Source organism: Weizmannia sp. FSL W8-0676, assembly GCF_038593015.1.
Taxonomy (GTDB): Bacteria; Bacillota; Bacilli; order Bacillales; family Bacillaceae_C; genus Weizmannia; species Weizmannia coagulans.
In genome coordinates this window covers 1661396-1684761 of record NZ_CP151954.1, presented here as the reverse complement: position 1 = coordinate 1684761, position 23366 = coordinate 1661396, and the positions used below count along the sequence as shown (strand labels likewise).

At 49.9% G+C, this 23366-nt stretch carries 26 protein-coding genes and 1 riboswitch; of the genes, 25 read left to right on the top strand and 1 reads right to left on the bottom strand.

Features of this window, described 5'->3' with window-relative positions; all coding sequences use genetic code 11:
• Positions 1-7 precede the first annotated feature (7 nt).
• The 17 genes from NST20_RS08185 to NST20_RS08105 all read left to right on the top strand — a co-directional run bounded on the left by NST20_RS08185 (position 8) and on the right by NST20_RS08105 (position 15170).
• Positions 8-850, top strand: a complete 843-nt coding sequence (locus NST20_RS08185) for a protein-glutamate O-methyltransferase CheR (RefSeq protein ID WP_342399267.1) — start codon at positions 8-10, stop codon at positions 848-850.
• 29 nt (positions 851-879) lie between these two features.
• Complete coding sequence (gene aroC / locus NST20_RS08180) at positions 880-2049, top strand: chorismate synthase (RefSeq protein ID WP_061566824.1); 1170 nt, start codon at positions 880-882, stop codon at positions 2047-2049.
• Positions 2050-3132, top strand: a complete 1083-nt coding sequence (gene aroB / locus NST20_RS08175) for a 3-dehydroquinate synthase (RefSeq protein ID WP_342399266.1) — start codon at positions 2050-2052, stop codon at positions 3130-3132.
• Positions 3129-3491, top strand: coding sequence for a chorismate mutase (gene aroH / locus NST20_RS08170; protein ID WP_061566822.1), 363 nt, complete (start codon positions 3129-3131; stop codon positions 3489-3491). Before aroB ends, aroH begins: the two co-directional genes overlap by 4 nt.
• Positions 3492-3584: 93 nt before the next feature.
• Positions 3585-4679: a histidinol-phosphate transaminase gene (gene hisC / locus NST20_RS08165; protein ID WP_133536075.1), complete on the top strand. Its 1095-nt coding sequence runs from the start codon at positions 3585-3587 to the stop codon at positions 4677-4679.
• A gap of 64 nt (positions 4680-4743) precedes the next feature.
• Positions 4744-5844 carry a prephenate dehydrogenase gene (locus NST20_RS08160; protein WP_013859502.1) on the top strand — a complete coding sequence of 367 codons (1101 nt, stop codon included), beginning with the start codon at positions 4744-4746 and terminating at the stop codon, positions 5842-5844.
• Positions 5845-5859: 15 nt separating this feature from the next.
• Positions 5860-7143: a 3-phosphoshikimate 1-carboxyvinyltransferase gene (gene aroA, locus NST20_RS08155; RefSeq protein ID WP_211062114.1), complete on the top strand. Its 1284-nt coding sequence runs from the start codon at positions 5860-5862 to the stop codon at positions 7141-7143.
• 433 nt (positions 7144-7576) lie between these two features.
• Complete coding sequence (locus NST20_RS08150) at positions 7577-8842, top strand: tetratricopeptide repeat protein (RefSeq protein ID WP_013859499.1); 1266 nt, start codon at positions 7577-7579, stop codon at positions 8840-8842.
• Positions 8843-8977: 135 nt separating this feature from the next.
• The gene (locus tag NST20_RS08145; RefSeq protein WP_019720942.1) at positions 8978-9523 is read left to right on the top strand and encodes a ReoY family proteolytic degradation factor; all 546 of its coding nucleotides are present in this window, start codon (positions 8978-8980) and stop codon (positions 9521-9523) included.
• Between the two features lie 45 nt (positions 9524-9568).
• On the top strand, positions 9569-10030 hold the full coding sequence (locus NST20_RS08140; protein ID WP_041819108.1) for a YpiF family protein: 462 nt from the start codon (positions 9569-9571) through the stop codon (positions 10028-10030).
• Positions 10031-10192: 162 nt separating this feature from the next.
• Entirely contained in the window at positions 10193-10705 is a 513-nt protein-coding gene (locus NST20_RS08135) for a ubiquinol-cytochrome c reductase iron-sulfur subunit (protein WP_013859496.1), read from the top strand.
• 10 nt (positions 10706-10715) lie between these two features.
• A complete protein-coding gene (locus NST20_RS08130) occupies positions 10716-11390 on the top strand; it encodes a cytochrome b6 (protein WP_342399265.1) in 675 nt (224 codons plus the stop codon).
• A gap of 38 nt (positions 11391-11428) precedes the next feature.
• Positions 11429-12193: a menaquinol-cytochrome c reductase cytochrome b/c subunit gene (locus tag NST20_RS08125; protein WP_013859494.1), complete on the top strand. Its 765-nt coding sequence runs from the start codon at positions 11429-11431 to the stop codon at positions 12191-12193.
• An 87-nt stretch (positions 12194-12280) separates the two neighbouring features.
• Positions 12281-12877: a DUF1405 domain-containing protein gene (locus NST20_RS08120; RefSeq protein ID WP_017553052.1), complete on the top strand. Its 597-nt coding sequence runs from the start codon at positions 12281-12283 to the stop codon at positions 12875-12877.
• Positions 12878-12992: 115 nt separating this feature from the next.
• Positions 12993-13784 carry a sporulation protein YpjB gene (ypjB, locus tag NST20_RS08115; RefSeq protein WP_342399264.1) on the top strand — a complete coding sequence of 264 codons (792 nt, stop codon included), beginning with the start codon at positions 12993-12995 and terminating at the stop codon, positions 13782-13784.
• 63 nt (positions 13785-13847) lie between these two features.
• Entirely contained in the window at positions 13848-14534 is a 687-nt protein-coding gene (locus tag NST20_RS08110) for a zinc metallopeptidase (protein ID WP_013859491.1), read from the top strand.
• Positions 14535-14636: 102 nt separating this feature from the next.
• Positions 14637-14681, top strand: a riboswitch (PreQ1 riboswitch).
• 6 nt (positions 14682-14687) lie between these two features.
• Positions 14688-15170, top strand: coding sequence for a QueT transporter family protein (locus tag NST20_RS08105; RefSeq protein ID WP_342399263.1), 483 nt, complete (start codon positions 14688-14690; stop codon positions 15168-15170).
• Between the two features lie 26 nt (positions 15171-15196).
• On the opposite strand, the gene NST20_RS08100 is transcribed toward NST20_RS08105, so the two are convergent.
• Complete coding sequence (locus tag NST20_RS08100) at positions 15197-16060, bottom strand: YitT family protein (protein WP_013859489.1); 864 nt, start codon at positions 16058-16060, stop codon at positions 15197-15199.
• 151 nt (positions 16061-16211) lie between these two features.
• Between NST20_RS08100 and NST20_RS08095 the strand changes: the two genes are divergently transcribed.
• The 8 genes from NST20_RS08095 to panC all read left to right on the top strand — a co-directional run bounded on the left by NST20_RS08095 (position 16212) and on the right by panC (position 23341).
• Positions 16212-16556, top strand: a complete 345-nt coding sequence (locus NST20_RS08095; protein WP_017553048.1) for a nucleotide pyrophosphohydrolase — start codon at positions 16212-16214, stop codon at positions 16554-16556.
• Between the two features lie 6 nt (positions 16557-16562).
• Positions 16563-17363 (top strand): 4-hydroxy-tetrahydrodipicolinate reductase, encoded by an 801-nt coding sequence (gene dapB / locus NST20_RS08090; RefSeq protein WP_342399262.1) that lies wholly within the window; start codon positions 16563-16565, stop codon positions 17361-17363.
• Positions 17364-17381: 18 nt separating this feature from the next.
• The gene (gene bshB1 / locus NST20_RS08085; protein WP_013859486.1) at positions 17382-18089 is read left to right on the top strand and encodes a bacillithiol biosynthesis deacetylase BshB1; all 708 of its coding nucleotides are present in this window, start codon (positions 17382-17384) and stop codon (positions 18087-18089) included.
• Complete coding sequence (gene bshA, locus NST20_RS08080; protein ID WP_342399261.1) at positions 18086-19270, top strand: N-acetyl-alpha-D-glucosaminyl L-malate synthase BshA; 1185 nt, start codon at positions 18086-18088, stop codon at positions 19268-19270. The genes bshB1 and bshA overlap by 4 nt, the downstream gene beginning before the upstream one ends.
• Positions 19224-20426 carry a CCA tRNA nucleotidyltransferase gene (locus NST20_RS08075; RefSeq protein ID WP_342399260.1) on the top strand — a complete coding sequence of 401 codons (1203 nt, stop codon included), beginning with the start codon at positions 19224-19226 and terminating at the stop codon, positions 20424-20426. The genes bshA and NST20_RS08075 overlap by 47 nt, the downstream gene beginning before the upstream one ends.
• Entirely contained in the window at positions 20399-21376 is a 978-nt protein-coding gene (locus tag NST20_RS08070; protein ID WP_041819103.1) for a biotin--[acetyl-CoA-carboxylase] ligase, read from the top strand. The genes NST20_RS08075 and NST20_RS08070 overlap by 28 nt, the downstream gene beginning before the upstream one ends.
• 265 nt (positions 21377-21641) lie before the next feature.
• Positions 21642-22481 carry a 3-methyl-2-oxobutanoate hydroxymethyltransferase gene (gene panB, locus NST20_RS08065; RefSeq protein ID WP_017553045.1) on the top strand — a complete coding sequence of 280 codons (840 nt, stop codon included), beginning with the start codon at positions 21642-21644 and terminating at the stop codon, positions 22479-22481.
• A 14-nt stretch (positions 22482-22495) separates the two neighbouring features.
• Entirely contained in the window at positions 22496-23341 is an 846-nt protein-coding gene (gene panC / locus NST20_RS08060; RefSeq protein ID WP_237349379.1) for a pantoate--beta-alanine ligase, read from the top strand.
• The last annotated feature ends 25 nt before the right edge of the window (positions 23342-23366 follow it).

Below are 23366 nucleotides of genomic sequence, written 5' to 3'. Positions count from 1 at the left end.
TTGCATAATGAAAACAGAACTGGATGATTACGGCCGGTTCATTGCGCAAGTCAAAAAGAAAACGGGGATCGATTTATCTTTGTATAAAGAAGCGCAAATGAAAAGAAGGCTGACGACATTATATGAAAAAAGAGGTTTTTCATCTTTCAGTGAATTTTTTCACGGATTGGACAAAAACGAACATTTGCTGGAAGAATTTTTGGACAGAATGACGATTAATGTTTCAGAATTTTATAGAAATAAGTCAAGATGGGATGTGCTCGAACGGAACATTTTGCCCGGGCTGCTGAAAGAAAAAGGAGAAAAACTGAAAATCTGGAGTGCCGCTTCCTCTACGGGCGAAGAACCGTATACGATGGCCATGATCCTGTCAAAGTATTTGCCGCTTAATAAGATTCAGATCCTGGCGACCGATATTGATCAAAAAGCCCTGCAGAAAGCAGAAGCCGGCGTTTATTCCGAACGTTCGATCCTTGAGGTGCCGCGCGAAATGAAACAAAAATATTTTCAAAAAAGCGGCGGGGGCCCGTTCTATCAAATTGCGGACGAAATCAGGCGGGCGGTGATATTCAAACAACATAATCTGCTGCACGACCCTTATCCAGCAGCGGATCTGATTATTTGCCGGAACGTGCTGATTTACTTTACAGAAGAAGCCAAAGTGTCTGTTTACCGGAATTTCAGCAAAACGCTGTCGGCAAACGGCATATTATTTGTCGGTAGCACGGAACAGATTTTCAATCCGGCCGCGTATGGATTTGAAATTGAAGATACCTTTTTCTATAAAAAAAATATAAAGCGCTCCATCTATTCGATTTACAGCGATTGTGGTATAGTGATAGATATGTAATGCTTTAAAGTGATGAAGGGGGATGCAGAATGAGATATTTGACGGCAGGCGAGTCACACGGACCGGCGCTGACCACCATTATTGAAGGCCTTCCGGCGGGCATGCCGCTGACAGCTGAAGAAATTAACACTGACCTTGCCAGAAGGCAGAAAGGTTACGGGCGGGGGCGGAGAATGCAGATAGAAAAAGATAGGGCAATGATTTCTGCCGGCGTCCGCCACGGATTGACGCTCGGTTCGCCGGTTGCGCTCACGGTTGAAAACAGGGACTGGGTGCACTGGAATAAGATCATGGGCATTGAGCCCCTTCCTGAAGATGCGGACGACGTGAAACGGCGTGTGACCCGCCCGCGCCCGGGGCATGCCGATCTTGCCGGCGGGATCAAATACGGGCACAGGGATTTGCGCAATGTGCTCGAACGCTCTTCCGCACGCGAGACCACCGTTCGTGTGGCTGCCGGGGCTGTCGCGAAAAAATTGCTGAAAGAGCTCGGCATCGAAGTGGCCTCGCACGTGCTTGAAATCGGGGGTGTCCGCGCGGAAAAGGTGCCATATGATTCCCTTGCTTCCTTGCAGGAAAAAGCGGACGGTTCACCGGTACGCTGTTTGGATGACGGGGCGGCGCAAAAAATGATGGAAGCCATCGACACGGCAAAGAAAAACGGCGACTCGATCGGCGGCATTGTCGAAGTGATCGCAACCGGGATGCCGGCCGGTGTTGGCAGTTATGTTCATTACGACCGGAAGCTGGATGCCAGGCTCGCGCGCGCCATCATCAGCATCAATGCGTTTAAAGGGGTGGAATTCGGGCTTGGCTTTGAAATGGCACACCGGCCCGGGAGCGAAGTCCATGATGAAATCGCCTGGTCGGAAGAAACGGGCTATACGCGCAAAACAAACCGGCTCGGCGGCTTTGAAGGCGGTATGACAACCGGCATGCCGATTGTCGTAAGAGGCGTAATGAAGCCGATCCCGACATTGTATAAGCCGCTTCAAAGCGTTGATATCGAAACGAAGGAACCTTTTGCAGCGAGCATCGAACGTTCCGACAGCTGTGCGGTGCCGGCAGCAAGCGTCGTCTGTGAGGCCGTTGTCGCCTGGGAGTTGGCGGAAGCGATCACCGACCAGTTTTACAGCGACAGGATGGATGTGCTGAAAAAAACGGTTGCGGAGCAAAGAGAATACGGAAGGTTGTTTTAAATGGAAACGATCATCATTGATACAGAAACAAAACAGTACCCGGTATACATAGCAAGCGGCGCGCTGCAGGAGCTGGGCCCGCTCGTCCGCAAATATACGCGCTGCATGGTTATAACGGATCAAAACGTCCGGCCGCTTCACTTGGACAAACTGCTTTCGCAGCTTCCGGAAAGCGCGGAACAGTGTGTACTGACCGTGCCAGGGGGGGAAGATGCCAAAACGTTTGAAGTCTACCAGGAAGCTTTGACGTTTGCCGTGGAACATCATTTAGACCGGAAATCATGCATTCTTGCCTTTGGCGGGGGCGCGGTCGGCGATCTTGCCGGTTTTGTGGCGGCAACCTATATGCGCGGCATTGCGTTTATTCAAATCCCGACAACCATTTTGGCCCATGACAGCGCGGTCGGCGGCAAAGTGGCGATCAATCACCCGCTTGGAAAAAACCTTGTCGGCGCTTTTTACCAGCCGGAATTTGTATTGTATGACACGGATTTCCTGCGCACGCTCCCCAAAAAGCAGCTGTTAAGCGGATTTGCCGAACTTGTAAAGCATGCGTTTCTTTCGGATGGGGAGTTCCTTAAAGAATTACAAACAAAGATTCCGGACGGCGGGCATCTTTTATCCCCGCATCTTCCGGACTTGTTGAAAAAAGGGATCAAAGTAAAGGCAGATATTGTCCGCAAAGATGAAAAAGAAACGGGTGTGCGTGCCTTTTTGAATTTCGGGCATACGCTTGGGCATGCCCTTGAGGCGCACGGCGGGTTCGGGAAAATCACCCATGGCGAAGCGGTCATGACCGGCATCGTTTACGCTCTTTTGATCAGCAGGGAACAGACCGGCCTTCAATTTGATTTGCCGCAATTTCTCAGCTGGATCGAAACGCTCGGCTATGATTGGAAAATTCCGGCTGGCGCAGCATTTGACGAAATCTATGCTTATATGAAACGCGATAAAAAAACAATTGCCGGCAATATTCACTTCGTCCTGCTTGAGTCTGTCGGCAAACCGGTGCTGGCTGAAGTGGACAAAGAACGGCTGAGCCGTCTGTTTCTGGTGCAGCAAAAGGGGGATTTGCATACATGATACGCGGAATACGCGGAGCGACTACGGTCGAGCGCGATCACGAAAGCGAAGTCCTTGCTGCTACTACTGAGCTGATGAATGCCTTGATCGAAAAAAACGGGATCAAGCCGGACCGGGTCGCTTCCCTTTTGTTCTCGGCAACAGCCGATATCCGTTCGGCTTTTCCTTCGAAAGTCATGCGCCAATTCAGCGGCTGGAAGTATGTCCCGATTATGAATATGCAAGAAATTCCGGTTGAAGGGAGCCTTGCCCGCTGCATCCGCATCCTGATCCATGTTGACACGGACCTTGGGCAGGAGGACGTAAAGCACGTGTATTTGCGCCGTGCAGCTGCGCTCCGGCCGGATTTAACAAAATAAGAGAATTTTAACGCGCCACGAACCGAAAGGAGAGAATGCGATCACCCCCCCCGGCTTGCGCTCTTGCATGGAAGCAGGGGACTCTCGCTAAAGATGATGAAATGGAGAACAAAAATTACGGATTTGCATGCATATGTGCCCGGAAAGACCATTGATGAAGTGAAAAAACAATACAGGCTCGATTCAATCGTGAAACTGGCATCCAATGAAAATCCGTTCGGCTATTCCCCGAAAGTGGATGAGGCTTTGAAAAACTTTCAGCCTGCTTTTACCCGTTATCCGGACGGGCACGCCGCACAACTGAGACAGAAAATGGCCGCACATCTCGGCGTTGATCCAACCGAACTGATTTTTACAAACGGGACGGACGAACTGATCCAAATCGTTTCCAGGTCACTCCTCGAACCGGGCAAAAATACGGTGATGGCCGCACCGACATTTTCCCAATACAAACATAATGCCATCATCGAGGGCGCCGAAGTCCGTGAAGTACCCTTAAAAGACGGGCGGCATGACCTGGAGGCGATGCTCGGGCAAATTGATGAAAACACGGCGGTTGTCTGGATTTGCAGCCCGAACAATCCGACGGGGACGTATACGACCGAACAGGAGTTGACCGCTTTTCTTGACCGCGTGCCAGAAGACGTGCTCGTTTTTATCGATGAAGCGTACAGCGAATACGTGGTCGCAAAAGATTACGAACAGGCGCTTGTCTTATTCCGCCGGTATCATCATTTGATTGTCAGCCGGACCTTTTCGAAAATTTACGGACTGGCCGGTTTACGCGTTGGCTACGGGATTGCCGATCGAACGATCATCCAAAAGCTCGAGCCAGTGCGCCCGCCATTTAATACCAATGTCCTTGGCCAGCTGGCTGCACAGGCGGCGTTGGAGGACCAGACGTTTATCCAGAGCTGCCGCGACAAAAACCGGCAGGGGCTCGAACGCTTTTATGCGTTTTGCCGCCGCAACAGCCTTGCATTTTACCCGTCACAGGCAAATTTTATTTTAATCGATTTTCAATGCGATAGTGAGGAAGTTTGCCGGTTTTTGCTTGGCAGGGGATATATCGTCCGCTCCGGGGAAGCACTCGGGATGCCGGGGACGGTCCGGGTTACCATCGGGTCGGAAGAACAGAACCGGGGCGTACTCGAGGCGATCGGGGCTTTTCTGGAAAGCCGCAAATGAACTTGACAACGGCGGGCCTTTTGACAGCAAAAGGCCGCCTTTTTACAAAAAAGAGGTGGCACCTTTGAAAGGAAATGTGTTTGTGATCGGGCTCGGGTTAATCGGGGGGTCCATTGCCCTGACCATTAAAAAGGAACATCCGGAAGCAAGGGTCACAGGGTATGATGCCAAATTGGAAGAGATGAAAATGGCAAAAGCCCTGATGGTCGTGGATGATTACGTGGAAACGATCCAAGACGGCGTGCGTGGCGCGGATTTAATTATATTGGCCACGCCGGTGCTTGTAACGGAAAAATTGATCGGGCAGCTCGGGCAAATGGAATTGAAGGAAAATGTGATCATCACCGATACGGGCAGCACGAAAGAAAGCATCATGGCAAAGGCGCAGCGGCTCGCCGGCAACAACACCGTTTTTATCGGCGGGCATCCGATGGCCGGTTCCCATAAAAGCGGCGTTACGGCCGCCAGCCTGTCCCTGTTTGAAAATGCCTTTTATTTGCTTACGCCTTTCCATGAACAAGATCAGCGGACGGAAGAATTGAAACAGTGGCTGAAAGGAACAAAGGCAAATTTCATCACCGTTTCTCCGGAAATGCATGATGAAATGGTTGCAGTCATCAGCCATTTTCCGCATGTTATCGCAGCGTCACTTGTCCATCTTGTGAAAGACGCTGATGCGGAATATCCCCTTTTAAAAAGGCTTGCTGCCGGGGGGTTCCGTGATATTACACGGATTGCCTCCTCAAACCCGCAAATGTGGGCGGACATCTCTTGCGGCAACAGGGAAAACCTGATCAGGCTTTTGGACAGATGGGCGGAAAATCTTCAGGAAGTGAAAAAGGCGCTTGCAGACAACAAGTATGAGCTTCTGCACCGCTTTTATGCGGAAGCGAAACAATACCGCGACTGCCTTCCAATCAGTGGATCGGGCGCAATCCCGTCTTTTTACGATTTATTTGTCGATATTCCGGATGTCCCGGGGGTTGTTTCTCAAATTACCAATAAACTGGCGGAAAAAGGAATTTCTATTACGAATATACGCATTCTTGAGGCGCGGGAAGATATATACGGCGTGCTCCGGATCAGTTTTCGCTCGGAAAACGACCGTGATCTAGCCATGAATCTTTTAAAAAAAGAAACCCCGCATGAAGTCTATATCCAATAGAAGGTGGTGGCTGCAATGGAAAAATTGGCACCCGCGCAAACAGGGTTAAAAGGTACGATTAAAGTTCCGGGGGATAAATCGATTTCCCACCGGTCGGTTATGTTTGCCGCTGTCGCCAGGGGAAAAACGATTGTAAAAAATTTTCTCCCCGGCGCCGACTGTTTGAGCACCATTCATTGTTTTCAGCAAATGGGCGTGCCGATCGAACGGGATGGCACCCGGGTGGTGATTGATGGAAAAGGATGGGACGGTTTGTCGGAGCCGGAAACGGTGCTCGATACCGGAAACTCCGGCACGACGACCCGCCTGATGCTCGGTCTTCTTGCCGGCCGGCCCTTCCATTCGGTCATTGCCGGCGACGAATCGATTGCAAAGCGCCCGATGCAACGCGTCACAAAACCGCTTTGCGAAATGGGCGCGCACATTGACGGAAGAAGGGGCGGCAATTTCACCCCTCTTTCTATAAGGGGCGGGGCGCTTCGGGGAATCGAATACCAGCTGCCTGTAGCAAGCGCGCAGGTAAAATCCGCGCTCCTCTTAGCCGGCCTTCAGGCAGACGGCTCTACCATTGTGCATGAGCCGCAGCCCACCCGCGACCATACTGAACGAATGATCCGGGCATTTGGCGGCGAGGTCAGGACGGAAGGGAGAACGATTTCCGTCCGGGGTGGCGCGGTTTTCCATGGCACGGAGATCGATGTGCCCGGCGATATCTCATCCGCCGCCTTTTTTATGGCTGCTGCTTCGCTCGTGCCTGGGAGTGAAATCGTCTTGCCGGATGTCGGGCTCAATCCGACCCGTGCCGGGATCCTTGACGTTTTAAAGCAAATGGGCGCGGATATGGAAGTGGTCGAAACACATGCCCCATCTGACGGCGAGCAAACAGGCACGTTGGTGATCCGCCCGGCTGCTTTACAAGGGGTGGAAATCGGCGGCGGGCTGATTCCGCGCCTCATTGATGAAATTCCAATCATTGCCCTTCTTGCTACACAGGCGGAAGGCAGGATGGTTATAAAAGATGCCGCAGAACTGAAAGTGAAAGAGACAAACCGGATTGACACGGTTGTCCGGGAATTAAAGAAACTGGGCGCCCAAATTGAGGCGACAGCGGATGGCATGATCATTGAAGGCCCTTGTCGGCTTTCAGGCGGGACGGTGGAAAGCCACGGGGATCACAGAATCGGGATGATGCTTGCCGTTGCATCACTTGTGGCAAAGGATGCTGTCTGCCTGAAAGGGGCGGAAGCAATCGCCGTATCATACCCGCAGTTTTTTGATGATCTGAAATCCGTTCTGTAACGGCTTTAGACGCCTATTGAAAACAGACACCAGCAATCAGCCGGTGCCTGTTTTCAGGATAACAGAGAACAGGCGCCTGATCATGATGTCCGTGGAAAAGCGGGGTGCGGAAATTCAAAATCCCGTGCCCCGCTTTATTTTTGCTGTGAAAAAAAGGGATTTTCATGCACGGCGGAGAAATACTTAAACAGGAAACCCGGAAAGGCAAATGATTTGCCCTGGCCTTCAAAATTCTTTATGATTTAGCCAAGGACACCCACGGCTTTTCCTGCAGGCAAGCGGGCTCCGGGAAAAGGGCCGATTGCCATTTCACCAGGGGACCGGGGGAGCGCTTTTAGCGGCAACCGGGATTTTGGCTTTGCAAAAATCCCGCGGCTCCCGTTGCAAGAGGTTCAGCAAAAGGAAACACATCAAAGATTAAAGGAAGATTTTCATGAGCTTAATGGAACAATTGTTGGATCATTTGGAAGAAGGCAGGCTCGAGGAGGCGAAAAAAACATTTGAAGATTTTCTCGCGCTCGGCACGGACGAAGAGAAATATGCGCTTGCCGGGCAGCTTGAAGGCCTCGGTTTTCTGAATGAAGCACAGCAATTATATAAAGATTTGCTTGCGTCTTATCCGGATGACGGCGAGCTTGTGATCTTAATGGCGGAAACGCTTATTGATATGGACAAGGAAGAAGAAGCCATATTATACCTCGACCGCATTCCGGAGACGGACCCCGATTACCCGCGTGCACTGCTTTTGCTTGCGGATTTGTATCAAATGCAGGGCCTGTATGAGGTCAGCGAAAACAAACTGATGGAAGCTGCATCGCTTTTGCCGGAAGAACCTGTCATCCATTTTGCGCTTGCCGAGTTCTACACTTCCTGTGCCCGATATGCGGAAGCTTCCCGTGAATATGAGTGGCTTTTGGGCAAAGGGATCGATACATTTGCGGATACAAACATCCACGGGCGCCTTGCAGAAGTGCTGAGCGCAGCGGGCGCGTTTGAAGAGGCCTTGCACCAATATGAGCATGCCATGGAAGGCCGCTTTGAGGCGAACACATTATTTGGATATGCCTTAACCGCATACCAGGCAGGATTTTATGAAAAAGCGATAGAGCTGTTTGAAGAATTGCGGGAAACGGATCCCGGCTACCATCCGCTTTACCTGTATCTTGGCCGTGCATATGAGCACGAACAAATGCCGGAAGAAGCGCTTGCTGCTGCTGAAAAGGGCATAAAAGAAGACGAGTATGATAAAGAACTTTATCATTTTGCTGGAAAAATGGCTACAAAAGCAGGCGATGAGGAAAAAGCGGAAAATTATTTTAAAAAAGCGCTGGAACTGGATCCCGGCTATTTGGATGCGGCCCTTTCCTACAACGAGCTGCTGCTTCAAAAGGAGCGGTACGAAGAAGTCCGTGACCGGGTCCTCAGCATGGAAAAAGAAGGGGATACCGACCCTCGGCTTTACTGGGATCTGGCCATATCGCTTAAGCATTTGGAAGAATATTCTCAGGCATTAAAGTATTATGGATATGCATATAATGATTTACAAAACGACACGGTGTTTCTGGAGGATTACGGTTATTTTCTGATTGAAGAAGGGAGAAGGAAAGAGGCTTACGGCATTTTCCAAAAGCTTTTGCGCGAAGATCCGGCAAATGATGAATGGATTGCACTTCTTGAAAGGCTTGAAGACGGAAATTAATTGCGGCCATCGTTGCCGGACTTTTTCGTAGGCGGTTTAGACGGGAAAAGGTATAATGAAGGTGTAAACCAATGTTTTATCAAAAAAGCTGCCCGCTGTAAACACGGCCATTCAATTTGCAGAGGAGGGATTACGATGGCTCTCACCCCTGTTTCAATCAACGAGAAAAAGGAGTTTATCCGTTGGTTTTTAAATCATTACCAATTAAAAAGACGGGAGTCAGTCTGGATCTTGAATTATTTAATGAGCCACGACCAGCTGATGGAAAAAGTCCATTTCGTCGAGGAAGCGCATCTTTGCCCGCGCGGCATCATCATGTCGACGCACTGCGTGGACAATGTGCCGTTCCGCTTTTATAAAGATAATATTATGACAACGGATGCGGAAAAGTCTTTCCATGATATCCGGCTGAACCGTGAAGAAGACATTTATATCCAGCTCAATTTCAAAAAATCCCAATTATCGTACCAGTATGCGGCTGTGCTTGAAGAAAACCCGTATATGCCGAAAGATCTCCATATAAACGAGACAGACCGGCAAATGGCGGAAAAATTATTGGAGAAAAGCATGAAAGATTTTAAACGGAATAAACTGCGGGAAGAAATCGACAAAGCGCTCGATGAGAAAGATTACAGCCGTTTTGTCGAATTAAGCGGGGAGATGAAAGAACTGGACGATTAATCATTCCGGTTTCTGCCCGTGGGGAAAATGAAAGGGGTATCATTCGTGCTCTGGCGTACAAATGACATGGAATTGTACCAACAGGAACGTTACTTTATTGACACGGCAGTCCTGCCGCTTGTCCCGGTTTCATTCGGGGACCGTATCCGGCAGCTCGCTTCCGGATATGAATGGATCCAGATGATCGCAGGCTGCCTTGAGTCACAATTTAAAGGCCGGATTGTTTTGCTGCCCGCTTTCCCATATTTGCAGCAGGCGATCCCGGATAGCGCGGGGCCTGCCATCAAGTCATGGGAAGCCGAATTGGCTGAAAGCGGGTTCCGGCATATTTTTTATTTGACCAGCGATCCCGGCTGGCAAAGGCTCCAGACCGAACTGAACGGAAATGTGCTCTGGATGCCGGCTGTCCCGCTTGAACATATGGAACAGAAACAGCGGGATGCCATTGTGGATGAACAGGTGAAACAGCTTATCTCCACCATTGTCCGGTCATGGGGGGAAAACTGAAAAAGTTATATTAAAATATCAGTTTATTTCGAGTAGAAAGATACTTGACATAAAATAGACAATATTCATTGACCGGCAAATATCTTTGCTTTATCATAAGAGTGTATTTGCTGCATCTTGAAAATAGTATGAAACCGAGCGTTCTGTAAGGGGGGGAACAGGTTGAGCAAAAAAGATCCGGTGTCAAGGAGGCAGTTTTTAAATTACACGCTGATGGGCGTAGGCGGATTTATGGCTGCGGGTGCGCTGATGCCAATGCTCCGTTTTGCCGTCGACCCGGTGCTCGAGGCGGAAGCAGCCGGCGACTTTCATCCAACCAAATTGAAAGTTTCCGATATTAAGAGCGAACCGGTGCGTGTCGATTTTAAATACGAACAGACAGACGGCTGGTATAAATCGGATGTCACCCAGACGGCCTGGGTGTATAAAGACAGCAAAGGCGATATTGTGGCACTTTCACCGGTTTGCAAACATCTCGGCTGTACCGTGAACTGGAATACGAACAAAGCGCATCCGAATCAGTTTTTTTGCCCCTGCCACGGCGGACGGTATGAGAAAAACGGGAAAAACATACCGGGAACACCACCTTCCGCGCCTTTGGATGCATACCCTGTCAAAACAAAGGGCGGCTATCTGTATCTGGGCAAACCGCAGAAAAATCCATATGTGAAGTGAGGGGGAAGAGATGCTTAGCAAATTGTATGACTGGGTCGACGAGCGCCTTGATATTACGCCGCTTTGGCGGGATATTGCCGACCATGAAGTGCCGGAGCATGTCAACCCGGCGTACCATTTTTCCGCTTTTGTCTATTGTTTTGGGGGGCTCACTTTCTTTATAACAGCCATCCAGATTCTGTCGGGTATGTTTTTAACGATGTACTATGTCCCGGATATTAAAAATGCCTGGCACTCTGTCTATTATTTGCAGCATGATGTGGCATACGGCCAGATTGTGAGAGGAATGCACCACTGGGGGGCAAGCCTCGTTATCGTCATGATGTTTTTACATACGCTGCGGGTGTTTTTCCAGGGCGCATACAAAAAACCGCGCGAGCTGAACTGGATTGTCGGCGTGCTTATCTTTTTCGTCATGCTCGGGCTCGGCCTCACCGGTTATTTGCTTCCGTGGGATATGAAAGCGCTTTTTGCGACAAAAGTCAGCCTGCAGATTGCGGATTCGGTACCGTTTATCGGGCCGTATATTAAAACGCTTTTGGCCGGCCATCCGGATATTGTCGGCGCCCAGACGCTGACGCGGTTTTTTGCCATCCATGTCTTTTTCCTGCCGGCGGTGCTGATGCTGCTTTTGGCAGCCCATTTTTTGATGATCCGCAAGCAGGGAATTTCCGGACCGCTGTAATGTATAAGTATCCATAACGGGCAAAAGGAGGGGGAAGGATGCATCGCGGAAAAGGAATGAGATTTGTTGGCGATTCCAGAATTAATGCGGACCGCAAACCGAATATTCCAAAGGATTACTCGGAGTATCCCGGTAAAACGGAAGCTTTTTGGCCGAACTTTTTGCTGAAAGAGTGGCTCGTCGGCGCTGTTTTTCTTGTCGGCTTTTTATGCCTCACAGCCGCGCACCCGTCGCCGCTTGAACGGATTGCGGACCCGACGGACACAAGTTATATTCCGATGCCGGACTGGTATTTTCTATTCCTGTATGAACTATTAAAGTATACTTATTCTTCCGGCCCATACCAGGTGATCGGGCTCGCGATCCCGGGCGTTGCTTTTCTCGCGCTGCTGTTGGCGCCGTTTATTGACCGCGGCCCTAAGCGGCGGCCGCTTGACAGGCCTCTTGCAACCGGGTTTATGCTGCTCGCGGTTTGTGCGATATTCTACCTGACATGGGAAGCGGCAGCCCACCACGATTGGAAAAAAGCGAAAGAGCAGGGGAAAATCGTGAAACAGGTTTCCATTGACAAAAATGCTGAAGGCTATAAAGTATTTGCCAAGCAGACGTGTGTAACGTGCCACGGGGAAAATCTCCAGGGCAGTGCGGCAGCTCCTTCTTTGGTCGGCACAGGCTTAAGTGCGGATGAAATTGCAAAGATTGCCAAAAAAGGCAAAGGGAAAATGCCGCCTAACCAATTTAAAGGCTCGGATCAGGATTTGAAAAAACTGGCGGATTATATCGCCGGGCTAAAATCGAAATAAAAGCAAAAAAAGCCGGCAGAAGCCGGCTTTTTTCGTGCTGTCTGTTTTGTTAAAATGAATCTATCTTTTTTGAAATGGGGGAAGACGATGAATGTACCGGCATTGTATGCGGCGCTGGCAGACAGGCGTGTCCTTTGGCTGCTTTTTTTAGCCAATGCTGCAGGGACCATTTATGGTTACATTTGGTACGGGTGGCAGCTTCGCGATACGCCGCCCGCGTTTTGGCTGTTTGTCCCGGACAGCCCGACCGCAAGCCTGTTCTTTCTGTTTGTGCTGCTTGCCTTTTTATGGCGGAAACACTGGCCGTATGTGGAGGCGCTTGCAATGGTGACGCTTTTTAAATACGGGATTTGGGCGGTTGCGATGAACCTTCTCGTGCTGATCGTAAACGGCTCATTGCCATGGCAGGGATATATGCTGATGGCTTCCCATTTGGCAATGGCGATAGAGGGAATATTGTATGCGCCGTTTTACCAATTCAAATGGAAGCATCTTTTGGTTGCGGCGGTATGGGCTTTGCACAATGATATCATTGACTACGTTTTTATGCAGTTTCCCCGGTACGAAGATGTATACCGGTACATCCGTGAAATCGGCTATTTTACCTTTTGGCTGAGCATCCTGTCTGTTTTGCTTGCATACCGGTTTGCCGTGCACAAAAGGCGGCTCCGCCTCGAACTTTAAATCGCTTTTTCCGCCGGCAGAAAACAGGAATTCCCGAAATGGACGCCAGGCTGTTTTTATGGTCTACTCTTGTCCTTCCCTTCATAAGTTAGTAACAGTATGAGGGGGGACAAGGATGAGGAGAAAAGTAGTGATCCTTCTTTGTGTGTTCATGTTAAGTTTTGCCGGAAAAAGTTTTGCAAAAGGTTCGGATGATGTTTTGGCACATTTAAATGACCTAAGCGACGAGGCATTGCAGCTGGTGAAAAACGGGCAATATGCAGAAGCAAAAAATGTGCTGAATGAATTTTCGAAAACATTTTCCAGGCAATCGTTTAAAAATAAACGTTTAACGATGGATGAATTGAGAGTTTTGACCGTCACTCATGATGAAGCGGTAAAGGCGTTGACGAAAGTAAGCGCAGAGCCTGAGGAGAAAGTGGATGCCTGCACGTCATTCCGGCTCGTGGTGGATGCGATCCAATCGAAGTATCAACCGCTCTGGACGCAGATGGAAGGGCCGGTGATGTCTTCATTTACAGAGGTGCAAAAAGCAGCCGCAACAGGGAAGCGTGAAACGTACAACGAAAAATTAAACCTGTTCCTCAAACAATATGCAGTGATCGAGCCGAGTTTAAGAGTGGATCTGCCGGTTGAAAAAATACAGCGGCTCGATTCGAAAATCGCTTATATTGACCGTTATCGGGACAAGGTGGCAGGCAGCGGGTCCGGAAAAAAGGAGCTGGAGGCGCTCCGGACAGATTTAAAGCAGCTGTTTGAAGCCATGAAGGAAGATGAAGCCGACCCCTCCCTCTGGTGGATTATGATTTCCACCGGCAGCATCATTATTCTTACTTTATCGTATGTCGGATGGAGAAAATACAAAGGGCAAAAAGAAGAGCGTCACGAGACCGATCATATGGATTGACCTTTTGACCTTATTCGGATACAATAAAAGTAAGATTACCATGGAGGGTATGGAGGGTGGCAAATGTCGTTTTTGATTTACTATCTCATTTTGGCGATCATTCCGATCTGGGCTCAGCTGAAGGTAAAAAACACATACAGTAAGTATGAAAAGGTCGCAAATGCATCCGGCATGACAGGCGCTGAGGTGGCAAGGATGATCTTGGACGAAAATGGCTTATACCATGTGAAAGTGCTAGAACATAGCGGCTTTCTTAGCGACCATTACAATCCGATTAACAAAACCGTCAATTTGTCGACTGCCAATTACCACGGGCGTTCGATTGCGGGGGCTGCTGTTGCGGCGCACGAATGCGGACACGCCATTCAGGATAAAGTCAACTACGGGCCGCTCCGTTTCCGCCACCGCCTTGTGCCTGTGGCGAATATCGGCAGCAACGCCTCTTGGATTTTTATTTTGATCGGGATGTTCACGCATGCGACAGGCATGTTCCTGCTTGGGATTATTCTGATGGGGCTTGCCGTGTTGTTCCAGCTTGTGACATTGCCGGTTGAATTCAATGCGTCGTCACGTGCGCTTGCCCAGGTCACGTCGCTCGGCATCGTCCGCGGCGGGGAAGAAAGGGAAGCGCGCAAAGTATTATCGGCTGCCGCGCTGACATATGTAGCTGCCGCGGCGGTTGCGGTCATTGAATTGCTGCGTTTAATCCTCATCTTTACCAACTTAAACGGCAATAACAACAATAATTGACAGTACGAAAAGCTTTCCGGGGTGTATCGGCAACCCGGAAAGCTTTTTTTCGTCTTGCTGCATGTGCCGGTTTGCATTATAATGAAGAAGTTTGGTTGTTTCCAACCCGTGGTTCGAAACCATCCCACGTAAAAAAACTAAGGAGAGATGCATATGAAACTGAAAACACTCGTCGTCAACGGGGTTGTCGCGGCACTGTATATTGCGGTGACATTTTTTATCCAGCCGCTTGCGTTTATGAACGTCCAGTTCCGTGTTTCTGAAATTTTTAACCATCTCGTTGTGTTTAACAAGAAGTATATGATCGGTATTGTGGCAGGCGTTTTTCTCTCAAACTTATTTTTCTCGCCGATCAAGTATGATATGTTCATCGGTACAGCCCAGTCCGTCCTTGCGCTTGCGATTACCATTTTATCCGCACGGTTTATAAAGGGCGTCTGGGAACAGATGATCCTTAATTCCATTGCTTTTACGGCCTCCATGTTTATTATCGCATGGGAAATGCAATGGTTTAACGGCGTGCCTTTCTTTTTCGGCTGGCTGACGGCAGGTGCCGGCGAGCTAGCCGTGATGCTGATTGGAATGCCGGTTATCTACCTGATCAACAAACGCCTGCATTTTGAAAAACAGGTTTAAAAAAGAGCTGCCGCGGCAGCTCTTTTTTAATCTTCAATCGGCTGTTTATTCTCATCAAGCGTAAAGCCTTCCCCGAGCACATCATGGACCACCATCATCGACACGAAAGCATGGGGGTCAACGGAATGGATAATGCCTTTTAAACGGGACACCTCATGTTTTCCGACGACACAGTACAGCACATCCCGGTCCTGTTTCGTGAACATGCCGTGCCCGCGAAAAACGGTAACGCCGCGGTCCATCTGCTTCATGACTTTCTCGGCAATTTCATCATGCTTGTCCGAAATGATAAAAGCGCCTCTAGCCGTATAGGCCCCTTCCTGCAGAAAATCGACAACTCGCGAGCCGACAAAAACGGCAACGAGCGTGTACATCGCTTCCCGGTAATGCAGGTAGGTGATAAGCGACAGCGTAATCACGCATGCGTCGAACATGAACATGGTCCTGCCCATTGCCACGCCTTTATATTTAAATACGAGCCTGGCAATGATATCGACGCCTCCCGATGTCCCCCCGTAGCGGAAAATAATCCCGAGCCCGATGCCGATAAATACCCCGGCAAACAGCGCCGCAAGAAACATATCATCGCGAAGCGGAATATGGAAATGTTTCTTTTCAAATATCCATAAAAAAAGAGAGGAGCCGACCGTCCCGACCAGTGTATAGTAAAACGATTTTTTTCCAAGCAGCTTCCATCCGACAAAAAATACGGGGATATTCAAAATCAGATTGGAGTAAGAGGGGTTGATGTGAAATAAATAGTAAAGCAGCAGCGTAATTCCGGTAAAACCGCCTTCCGCCAGATGGTTCTGGATATTAAAATGGACAATGCCAAAGGCAAAGATGCAAGAGCCGAGCAGGATAAAAAAGATGTTTTTCATTTTCAGCATAATCCGTATCCTCCTTCCCCGGTATATATCCGGCGTTCCCATTATAGCGAAAGCGGTACAAAAGGGCAATCAGGCAGAGAGAAAAGCAAATATATGATTTGTAAAATCTGCCGTTTTTGGCTAACATGGAAGAGGATTACAGGATTGGGGGATGAAAATGGCAGAAAACAAATCGATCCGGCAAATGCAAAAAGAAGTCGATGATTATATCAGCCAGTTTAAAGAAGGGTACTTCAGTCCGCTTGCGCTTACAGCAAGGCTGACGGAAGAACTTGGGGAGCTGGCGCGCGAAATCAATCATTATTACGGGGAAAAACCGAAAAAACCGGATGAGAAGCCGAAAACCGTAGCAGAAGAGCTCGGCGATTTGCTGTTTGTCGTCATTTGCATGGCAAATGCTTTACATATTGATTTACAGGAAGCCCATACAATGGTTTTGCAGAAATTTAACACGCGTGATAAAGACAGATGGACGCGAAAAGAGCAGGAGGAGTAATGAAACATGGATGATATTCGGATTATTGTTGCCGGGGCCCGCGGGAAAATGGGGAGCGAGGCGGTGCGGCTGATCGAGCGGACGGAACATTTTAAACTCGTTGGCGTAGTGGACAGGACTTTTGACGGCAAACTGTTCAATGATGTATCCGATTATAACGGCGAACCGGTCCGGGTGTATACCGACCCGGAAGCATGCCTTGAAAACTGCCCGGCGGATGTATGGATTGATTTGACGGTGCCGAAAGCAGGGTTCCTCCATGCGAAAACGGCTCTCGCACATGGTGTCCGTCCGGTTGTCGGGACGACCGGGTTTACCGATGCGGAACTGGAAGAACTAAAGGCTGTTTCCGCACAAAAAGGAATCGGCTGTATCATTGCACCGAATTTTGCTATCGGGGCAGTGCTGATGATGAAATTTGCGCAAATGGCGGCGAAATATTTCCCGGATGTGGAAATCATCGAGCTGCACCATGACCGGAAAAAAGATGCCCCATCCGGTACGAGCGTAAAAACGGCGCAAATGATCTCGGAAGCAAGAAGAAAAAAAACGCAGGGGCATCCGGATGAAAAAGAAACATTACAAGGTGCAAGGGGCGCGGATTTTGAAGGCATGCATATCCACAGCGTCCGCCTGCCCGGCCTTGTCGCCCACCAGGAAGTGCTGTTCGGCGGGGACGGCCAGCTGCTTACGATCCGTCATGACTCGATGGATCGCGCATCTTTCATGTCAGGGGTGAAAGTAGCCGTTGAAGCGGTGATGAACCTCAATACATTTGTTTACGGGCTCGAAAATATTTTGGATTAACCGGAAGGAGGAAAGGAAATGGCCGGCAAGGTGGATATTCTCGCTTTCGGGGCCCATGCCGACGATGTCGAAATCGGCATGGCGGCATCCATTGCCAAATGGGCATCGATGGGGAAAAAAATTGCGATATGCGATTTGACAGAAGCGGAGCTGTCTTCGAACGGGACGGTTGAAAACCGCAAAAAAGAGGCACAAAAATCGGCAGCTTGCCTCGGGGTTAGAGAAAGAGTAACGCTGAAATTGCCGGACCGCGGCCTTTTTATGCAAGCGGACGCTATCCGCGCGATTACCGGTGTCATCCGGAAGTTTCAGCCGGATGTCGTGTTTGCGCCTTTTCATGAAGACCGCCATCCCGATCACGGTAACTGCGGCAGGCTTACAGAGGAAGCCTTTTTTTCGGCCGGCATCAGGAAATACCGTTCTGAACCGGATCTTCCTTCCCATAAACCGAAACATCTTTATTTTTATATGGTAAACGGTTTTCATCCGCCCGATTTTGTCGTCGATGTCACCAACTTTATGGACAAAAAACTTGAGAGTCTCCATGCCTATGAAAGCCAGTTTTCGATTCGGGAAAGAAGTGTCCATACCCCGCTTACGGATGGCTATATTGAAGCGGTCACTGCGCGCGAGAGGATGTTCGGGAAAGAGCTCGGGGTGAAATATGCAGAAGGGTTTTTAAGCAAAAAACCGGTTCTTGTGAATTTGGATGTGCTCGACTTATGAAAAAGTTAAAAATCGGGATTACGTGCTATCCGACCGTAGGCGGATCCGGCGTCATTGCAACGGAACTTGGCCAGCTGCTTGCCGAAAACGGCCATGAGATCCATTTTATTACCTCGAGTGTCCCGTTTCGGCTCAATAAAATGTATCCGAATATTTATACCCATCAGGTAGAAGTGAACCAGTACGCCGTCTTTCAATATCCGCCTTATGATATTGCACTTGCCTCTAAAATCGCAGAAGTGGCGGAAAGGGAAAAGCTGGATGTGCTCCATGCCCATTATGCGATTCCACACGCCATCTGCGCCATTCTCGGCAAAATGATGGCCGGTACCCGGATGAAAATCGTGACCACCCTGCACGGCACAGACATCACCGTGCTCGGGTATGACCCGTCGCTTGTCTCCGCCATCCGGTTCGGGATTGAACAGTCGGATGCAGTGACGGCGGTTTCCGATGCACTTGTCCGGCAAACGTATGATTTGATCCGGCCGCAGAAAAACATTTCGACGGTTTATAATTTTGTCGATGAACGCGTATACCAGAAAATGGAGGCAGGCCATTTAAAACAGGATTACGGCATTTCGGAAAAGGAAAAAGTGCTGATTCACGTTTCCAATTTCCGGGCGGTAAAGCGCGTGCCCGATGTCGTCAAGGCTTTTGCGAAAGTGCGGGCACAAATGCCGGCAAAACTGCTCCTTGTCGGCGACGGGCCGGAAATGACCGTCGTCTCCCGGCTCGTTGCCCAATGCGGTATTGAAAAAGATGTCTTGTTTTTAGGAAAGCAGGACCGGCTCGAGGAGCTGTACGCAATCAGCGATTTGATGTTGCTTTTATCGGAAAAGGAAAGTTTCGGCCTTGTTGCGCTTGAAGCGATGGCGTGCGGCGTCCCGTGCATTGGCACCCGGGTCGGCGGGATTCCGGAAGTGATAACAGACGGGATGAACGGCTATTTGTGCGGGCTGGGCGATGTTGAAGCCGTTGCCGGAAAAGCCATCCGGCTGCTTGAGGATCCGGGCCTTTATGCTGCGTTTTCGAAAGCGTGCGAAAAGACGGTAAAAGATAAATTTTATTCCCGCAACATTTTGAAACAATATGAACAAATATATGAACAAACGGTAAATGAGGTTGATGGACATGCTCCCGCCATTTCAGACGGCGCTTCCCATTATCCGGACGCTTGAAGATGCAGGGTTCAAAGCTTTTTTTGTCGGGGGATCGATCCGCGACAGCCTGCTTGGGCGGCCGGTGCACGATGTCGATATTGCCACCTCGGCGAAACCGGAAGAGGTAAAGGCACTTTTTACACATACTGTCGACATCGGCATTGAACATGGAACAGTGCTTGTATTGTATAAAGGAAACCAGTATGAGATCACGACGTTCCGGACCGAGTCGGTATATAAAGATTACCGGCGCCCGGAATCGGTTGAATATGTGGACTCATTGCTTGAAGATTTAAAACGGCGCGACTTCACGATGAATGCGATGGCGATGGATAAAAACGGGAAACTGATTGATCCGTTTGCAGGCAGTGAAGCCATCCGGATGAAGCGGATTGAAACGGTCGGATCCCCTGAAGAAAGATTCCGGGAAGACGCGCTTCGGATGATGCGGGCCGCCCGGTTTACGAGCCAGCTCGGTTTTTGGATTGAAGACGGGACGAAACAGGCCATCAAGCGCCATGCACCGCTTATCCGGCATATTGCCGTTGAGCGGATTACCCAGGAATTTATCAAATTGCTGGAAGGAGAGCATCCGTATGAAGCGCTGCAACTGCTTCAAGAAACCGGGCTGCTCGGGTTTCTGCCCGGTCTTTGCGGCAGGGAAGCGCAGCTTTTTTCTGCCCTGCACCCGGTGTTAAACGAATTGTCAGAACAACAGCTTTGGGTGTACCTTGTTGCCGCCGCAAACCCGGAAGATGCCAACGCTTTTTTGCGAAAATGGAAACTGCCGAATGAAAAACGGAAAGCCATCGTGCGTACGCTCGGCTTTTTCAGGATGCGCGCCGGGCGAAAGTGGGATCCACTTATGCTCTACGATGCCGGCGAACAAATGGCATTGGATGCTGAAGCGGTTTTCTGCGCTTTTCGCCGTGAAAACCCGTCGCCCCGCATTGCCGCCCTCCGGCAGGCGTTCCGGAAATTGCCGGTGAAAAACCGCAGCGAGCTGGCAATCGACGGGAAAAAGCTGATGGCGCTTTTTTCGAAAAAAGGCGGCCCGTGGCTGAAAGAAATGCTTCGTGAGATTGAAAAAGCGCTGATAAACGGCGAAATCGAAAACCAATATGAGGCAATCCGGAGGTGGGTTTTGTGCAAATATCCACAAGAGAAAAAATAATAGAACTGCTGACGGAAGCAGGGGACGGCTTTGTATCGGGAGAAACGCTGGCGAAAAAACTGAACTGCTCGCGGGCAGCGGTTTGGAAGCATATGGAGGAGCTGCGCAAAGAAGGTTTTGAATTGGAAGCGGTCCGGAAAAAAGGCTACCGGATTAAAGCAACGGGCGATAAAGTGACGGAAAATGAAATCCGGTACGGGCTCGGGACAAAACGGCTTGCAAGAAACATCCATTACCGGGAAACGATCGATTCGACCCAGCGGCTCGCGCACCAGCTCGTACAAAGAGGCTGCCCCGACGGCACGCTTGTTATCGCTGAGCAGCAAACGGGGGGAAGGGGCAGGCTCAGGCGGTCCTGGTACTCCCCTAAATATACCGGTATCTGGATGAGCATTGTCCTGCGGCCGGATCTTCCGCCGCAAATGGCGCCACCGTTTACGCTCATTGCCGCCGTTGCTGTTGCGCAGGCAATCGAAGAAACGGCAGGGATTGTGCCGGAGATCAAGTGGCCGAATGACCTGTTAATCGGCGAAAAAAAATGCGCAGGGATCCTGACAGAGCTTGAAGCGGACACAGACCGGATCCAGGCCGTGATTACAGGGATCGGGATCAATGTAAACGAAACCGATTTCCCGGAAGCCTTAAAACCGATCGCAACATCCCTTTCCCTTGCCTCGGGCAAAAAGGTAAAACGCGCGCTGCTCGTCCAGCGCATCCTTGAAAAATTGGAAAAATACGAGGAAATTTATCTCAGGAACGGCTTTGCGCCGCTTAAAATTTTATGGGAAAGCTATGCCAATGTGGTAGGGAAAAAAATCACGGCGCATACGTTTAAAGGGGATATTTCAGGGCGTGCGGTCGGCATCACGGATGACGGCGTGCTCCAGCTTGAAGGGGAAGACGGGCAGATGCATGCCATTTATTCCGCAGATATTGAAATCGAACGTTAAAAAATTGACAAAATTTTTGGCCGGATATAGCGCAATCCGGCCATTCCTGTTATAATCAACTTGGGTAGTATCTATTTCGGAACTATACCATTTCAGATTTTTATACAAAATAGATTCTGCCTTGATCCTTAAACGGACGGGGACAGAGGGTCAAAATGAACAATTGAAAAAACAGGGAGCCCGTCTGTCCAGTGATGGGCTCCTTTTTCCAATTGTTTGTTTCCTCTGCACCGGTCAATCCATGACAGGTGAGGAGTGTTGGAAAATGAAACAAACGACGGATTTTGTGAAGATGAAGGCGCAAGAAGAAAAAATTGCAATGGTGACCGCCTACGATTACCCTTCTGCAAAGCTTGCAGAAGAAGCGGGCGTCGACATGATTCTTGTCGGCGATTCGCTCGGCATGGTCGTGCTCGGCTATGATTCGACCATTCCGGTGACCGTGGCGGATATGGTCCACCATACGAAAGCGGTCAAGCGCGGGGCGAAAAACACCTTTGTCGTCACCGACTTGCCGTTTATGTCGTACCATTTGAGCCGTGAAGAAACATTAAAAAACGGCGCCCGCATTATTCAGGACGGCGGCGCCCATGCCGTAAAACTGGAAGGCGGGAAAGAAGTTGCGGCTCACATTGAAGCGCTTACGGAATCGGGCATCCCGGTGATGGCTCATATCGGGCTGACGCCGCAAAAGGTCGGGATTTTCGGCGGCTATAAAGTCCAGGGAAAAACAGCGGAAGCCGCCAAAAAGCTGCTGGAAGATGCGAAAGCGTGCGAGGAGGCCGGCGCTTTCGCCGTCGTCCTGGAATGCGTCCCGCGGCAGCTTTCGGAAGAAGTGACATCCGCCCTTTCCATTCCAACCATCGGAATCGGGGCCGGGCTTGGCGTAGACGGGCAGGTGCTTGTATTCCATGACCTGGTGAAATACGGAAGCGAAAAAGTGGCAAAATTTGTGAAGCAATTTGCCGATGCGGATGCCGTGATGCACAGCGGGCTCCGCCAATATGTACAGGAAGTAAAAAACCGGGCGTTCCCTGAAGAAAAGCATACGTACACGATGAAAGAAGAAGAGCTGGCAACACTGTACGGGGGGCGTGCAAAATGAAAACCGCACAGGCGATGAGCGTTGCAAAAACGAAGCGGGAAATCCGGACGCTTGTATCCCGGTATAAAAAAGAAGGCAAGTCGATCGGGTTTGTCCCGACGATGGGCTATTTGCATGAAGGCCATCTCGCCTTGGCAAAGCAGGCAAGAAAAGAAAACGATATTGTCATCATGAGCATTTTTGTAAACCCGCTCCAGTTCGGGCCAAATGAAGATTTCGACCGGTATCCGCGCGATGCGGAAGGGGACCGGCATAAAGCGGAAGCAGCCGGCGTTGATGTATTGTTTATCCCGTCTGTTAAAGAAATGTATCCGCGCGCTTTATCGGTTCAAATAAAAGTGACAAAGGGGACGGATGTCCTTTGCGGAAGAAAGCGGCCGGGCCATTTTGACGGTGTGGCGGTAGTCCTTTCAAAACTGTTTCACCTCGTCCAGCCGGACCGCGCTTATTTCGGGCTGAAAGATGCCCAGCAGGTAGCCGTTGTTGAAAATCTTGTCCGCGATCTGGATTTTCCGGTTGACATTGTCCCGTGCCCGATTGTGCGCGAACCGGACGGCCTTGCAAAAAGTTCGAGAAACGTCTATTTATCGGAGGCGGAGCGGAAAGAAGCGCCCGAAATATACAAAAGTTTGCAATTGGCAAACAAAGCGGTTGAACAGGGGGAGAGAAACCCGGAAAAAGTGATTTCCCTTGTAGAAGCGCATCTTTCTGCGCATCTGTCCGGGAAAATTGATTACGTGGAATTGTATTCCTATCCGGAACTCGAACCGGTCCATGCCATAAACGGGCGCTGTATCCTCGCAGTCGCCGTCCAATTTGAAAAAGCGCGGCTCATCGACAATATCATTTTTGCAGGATAAACAACAAGAGAATAGGGAGGGATTG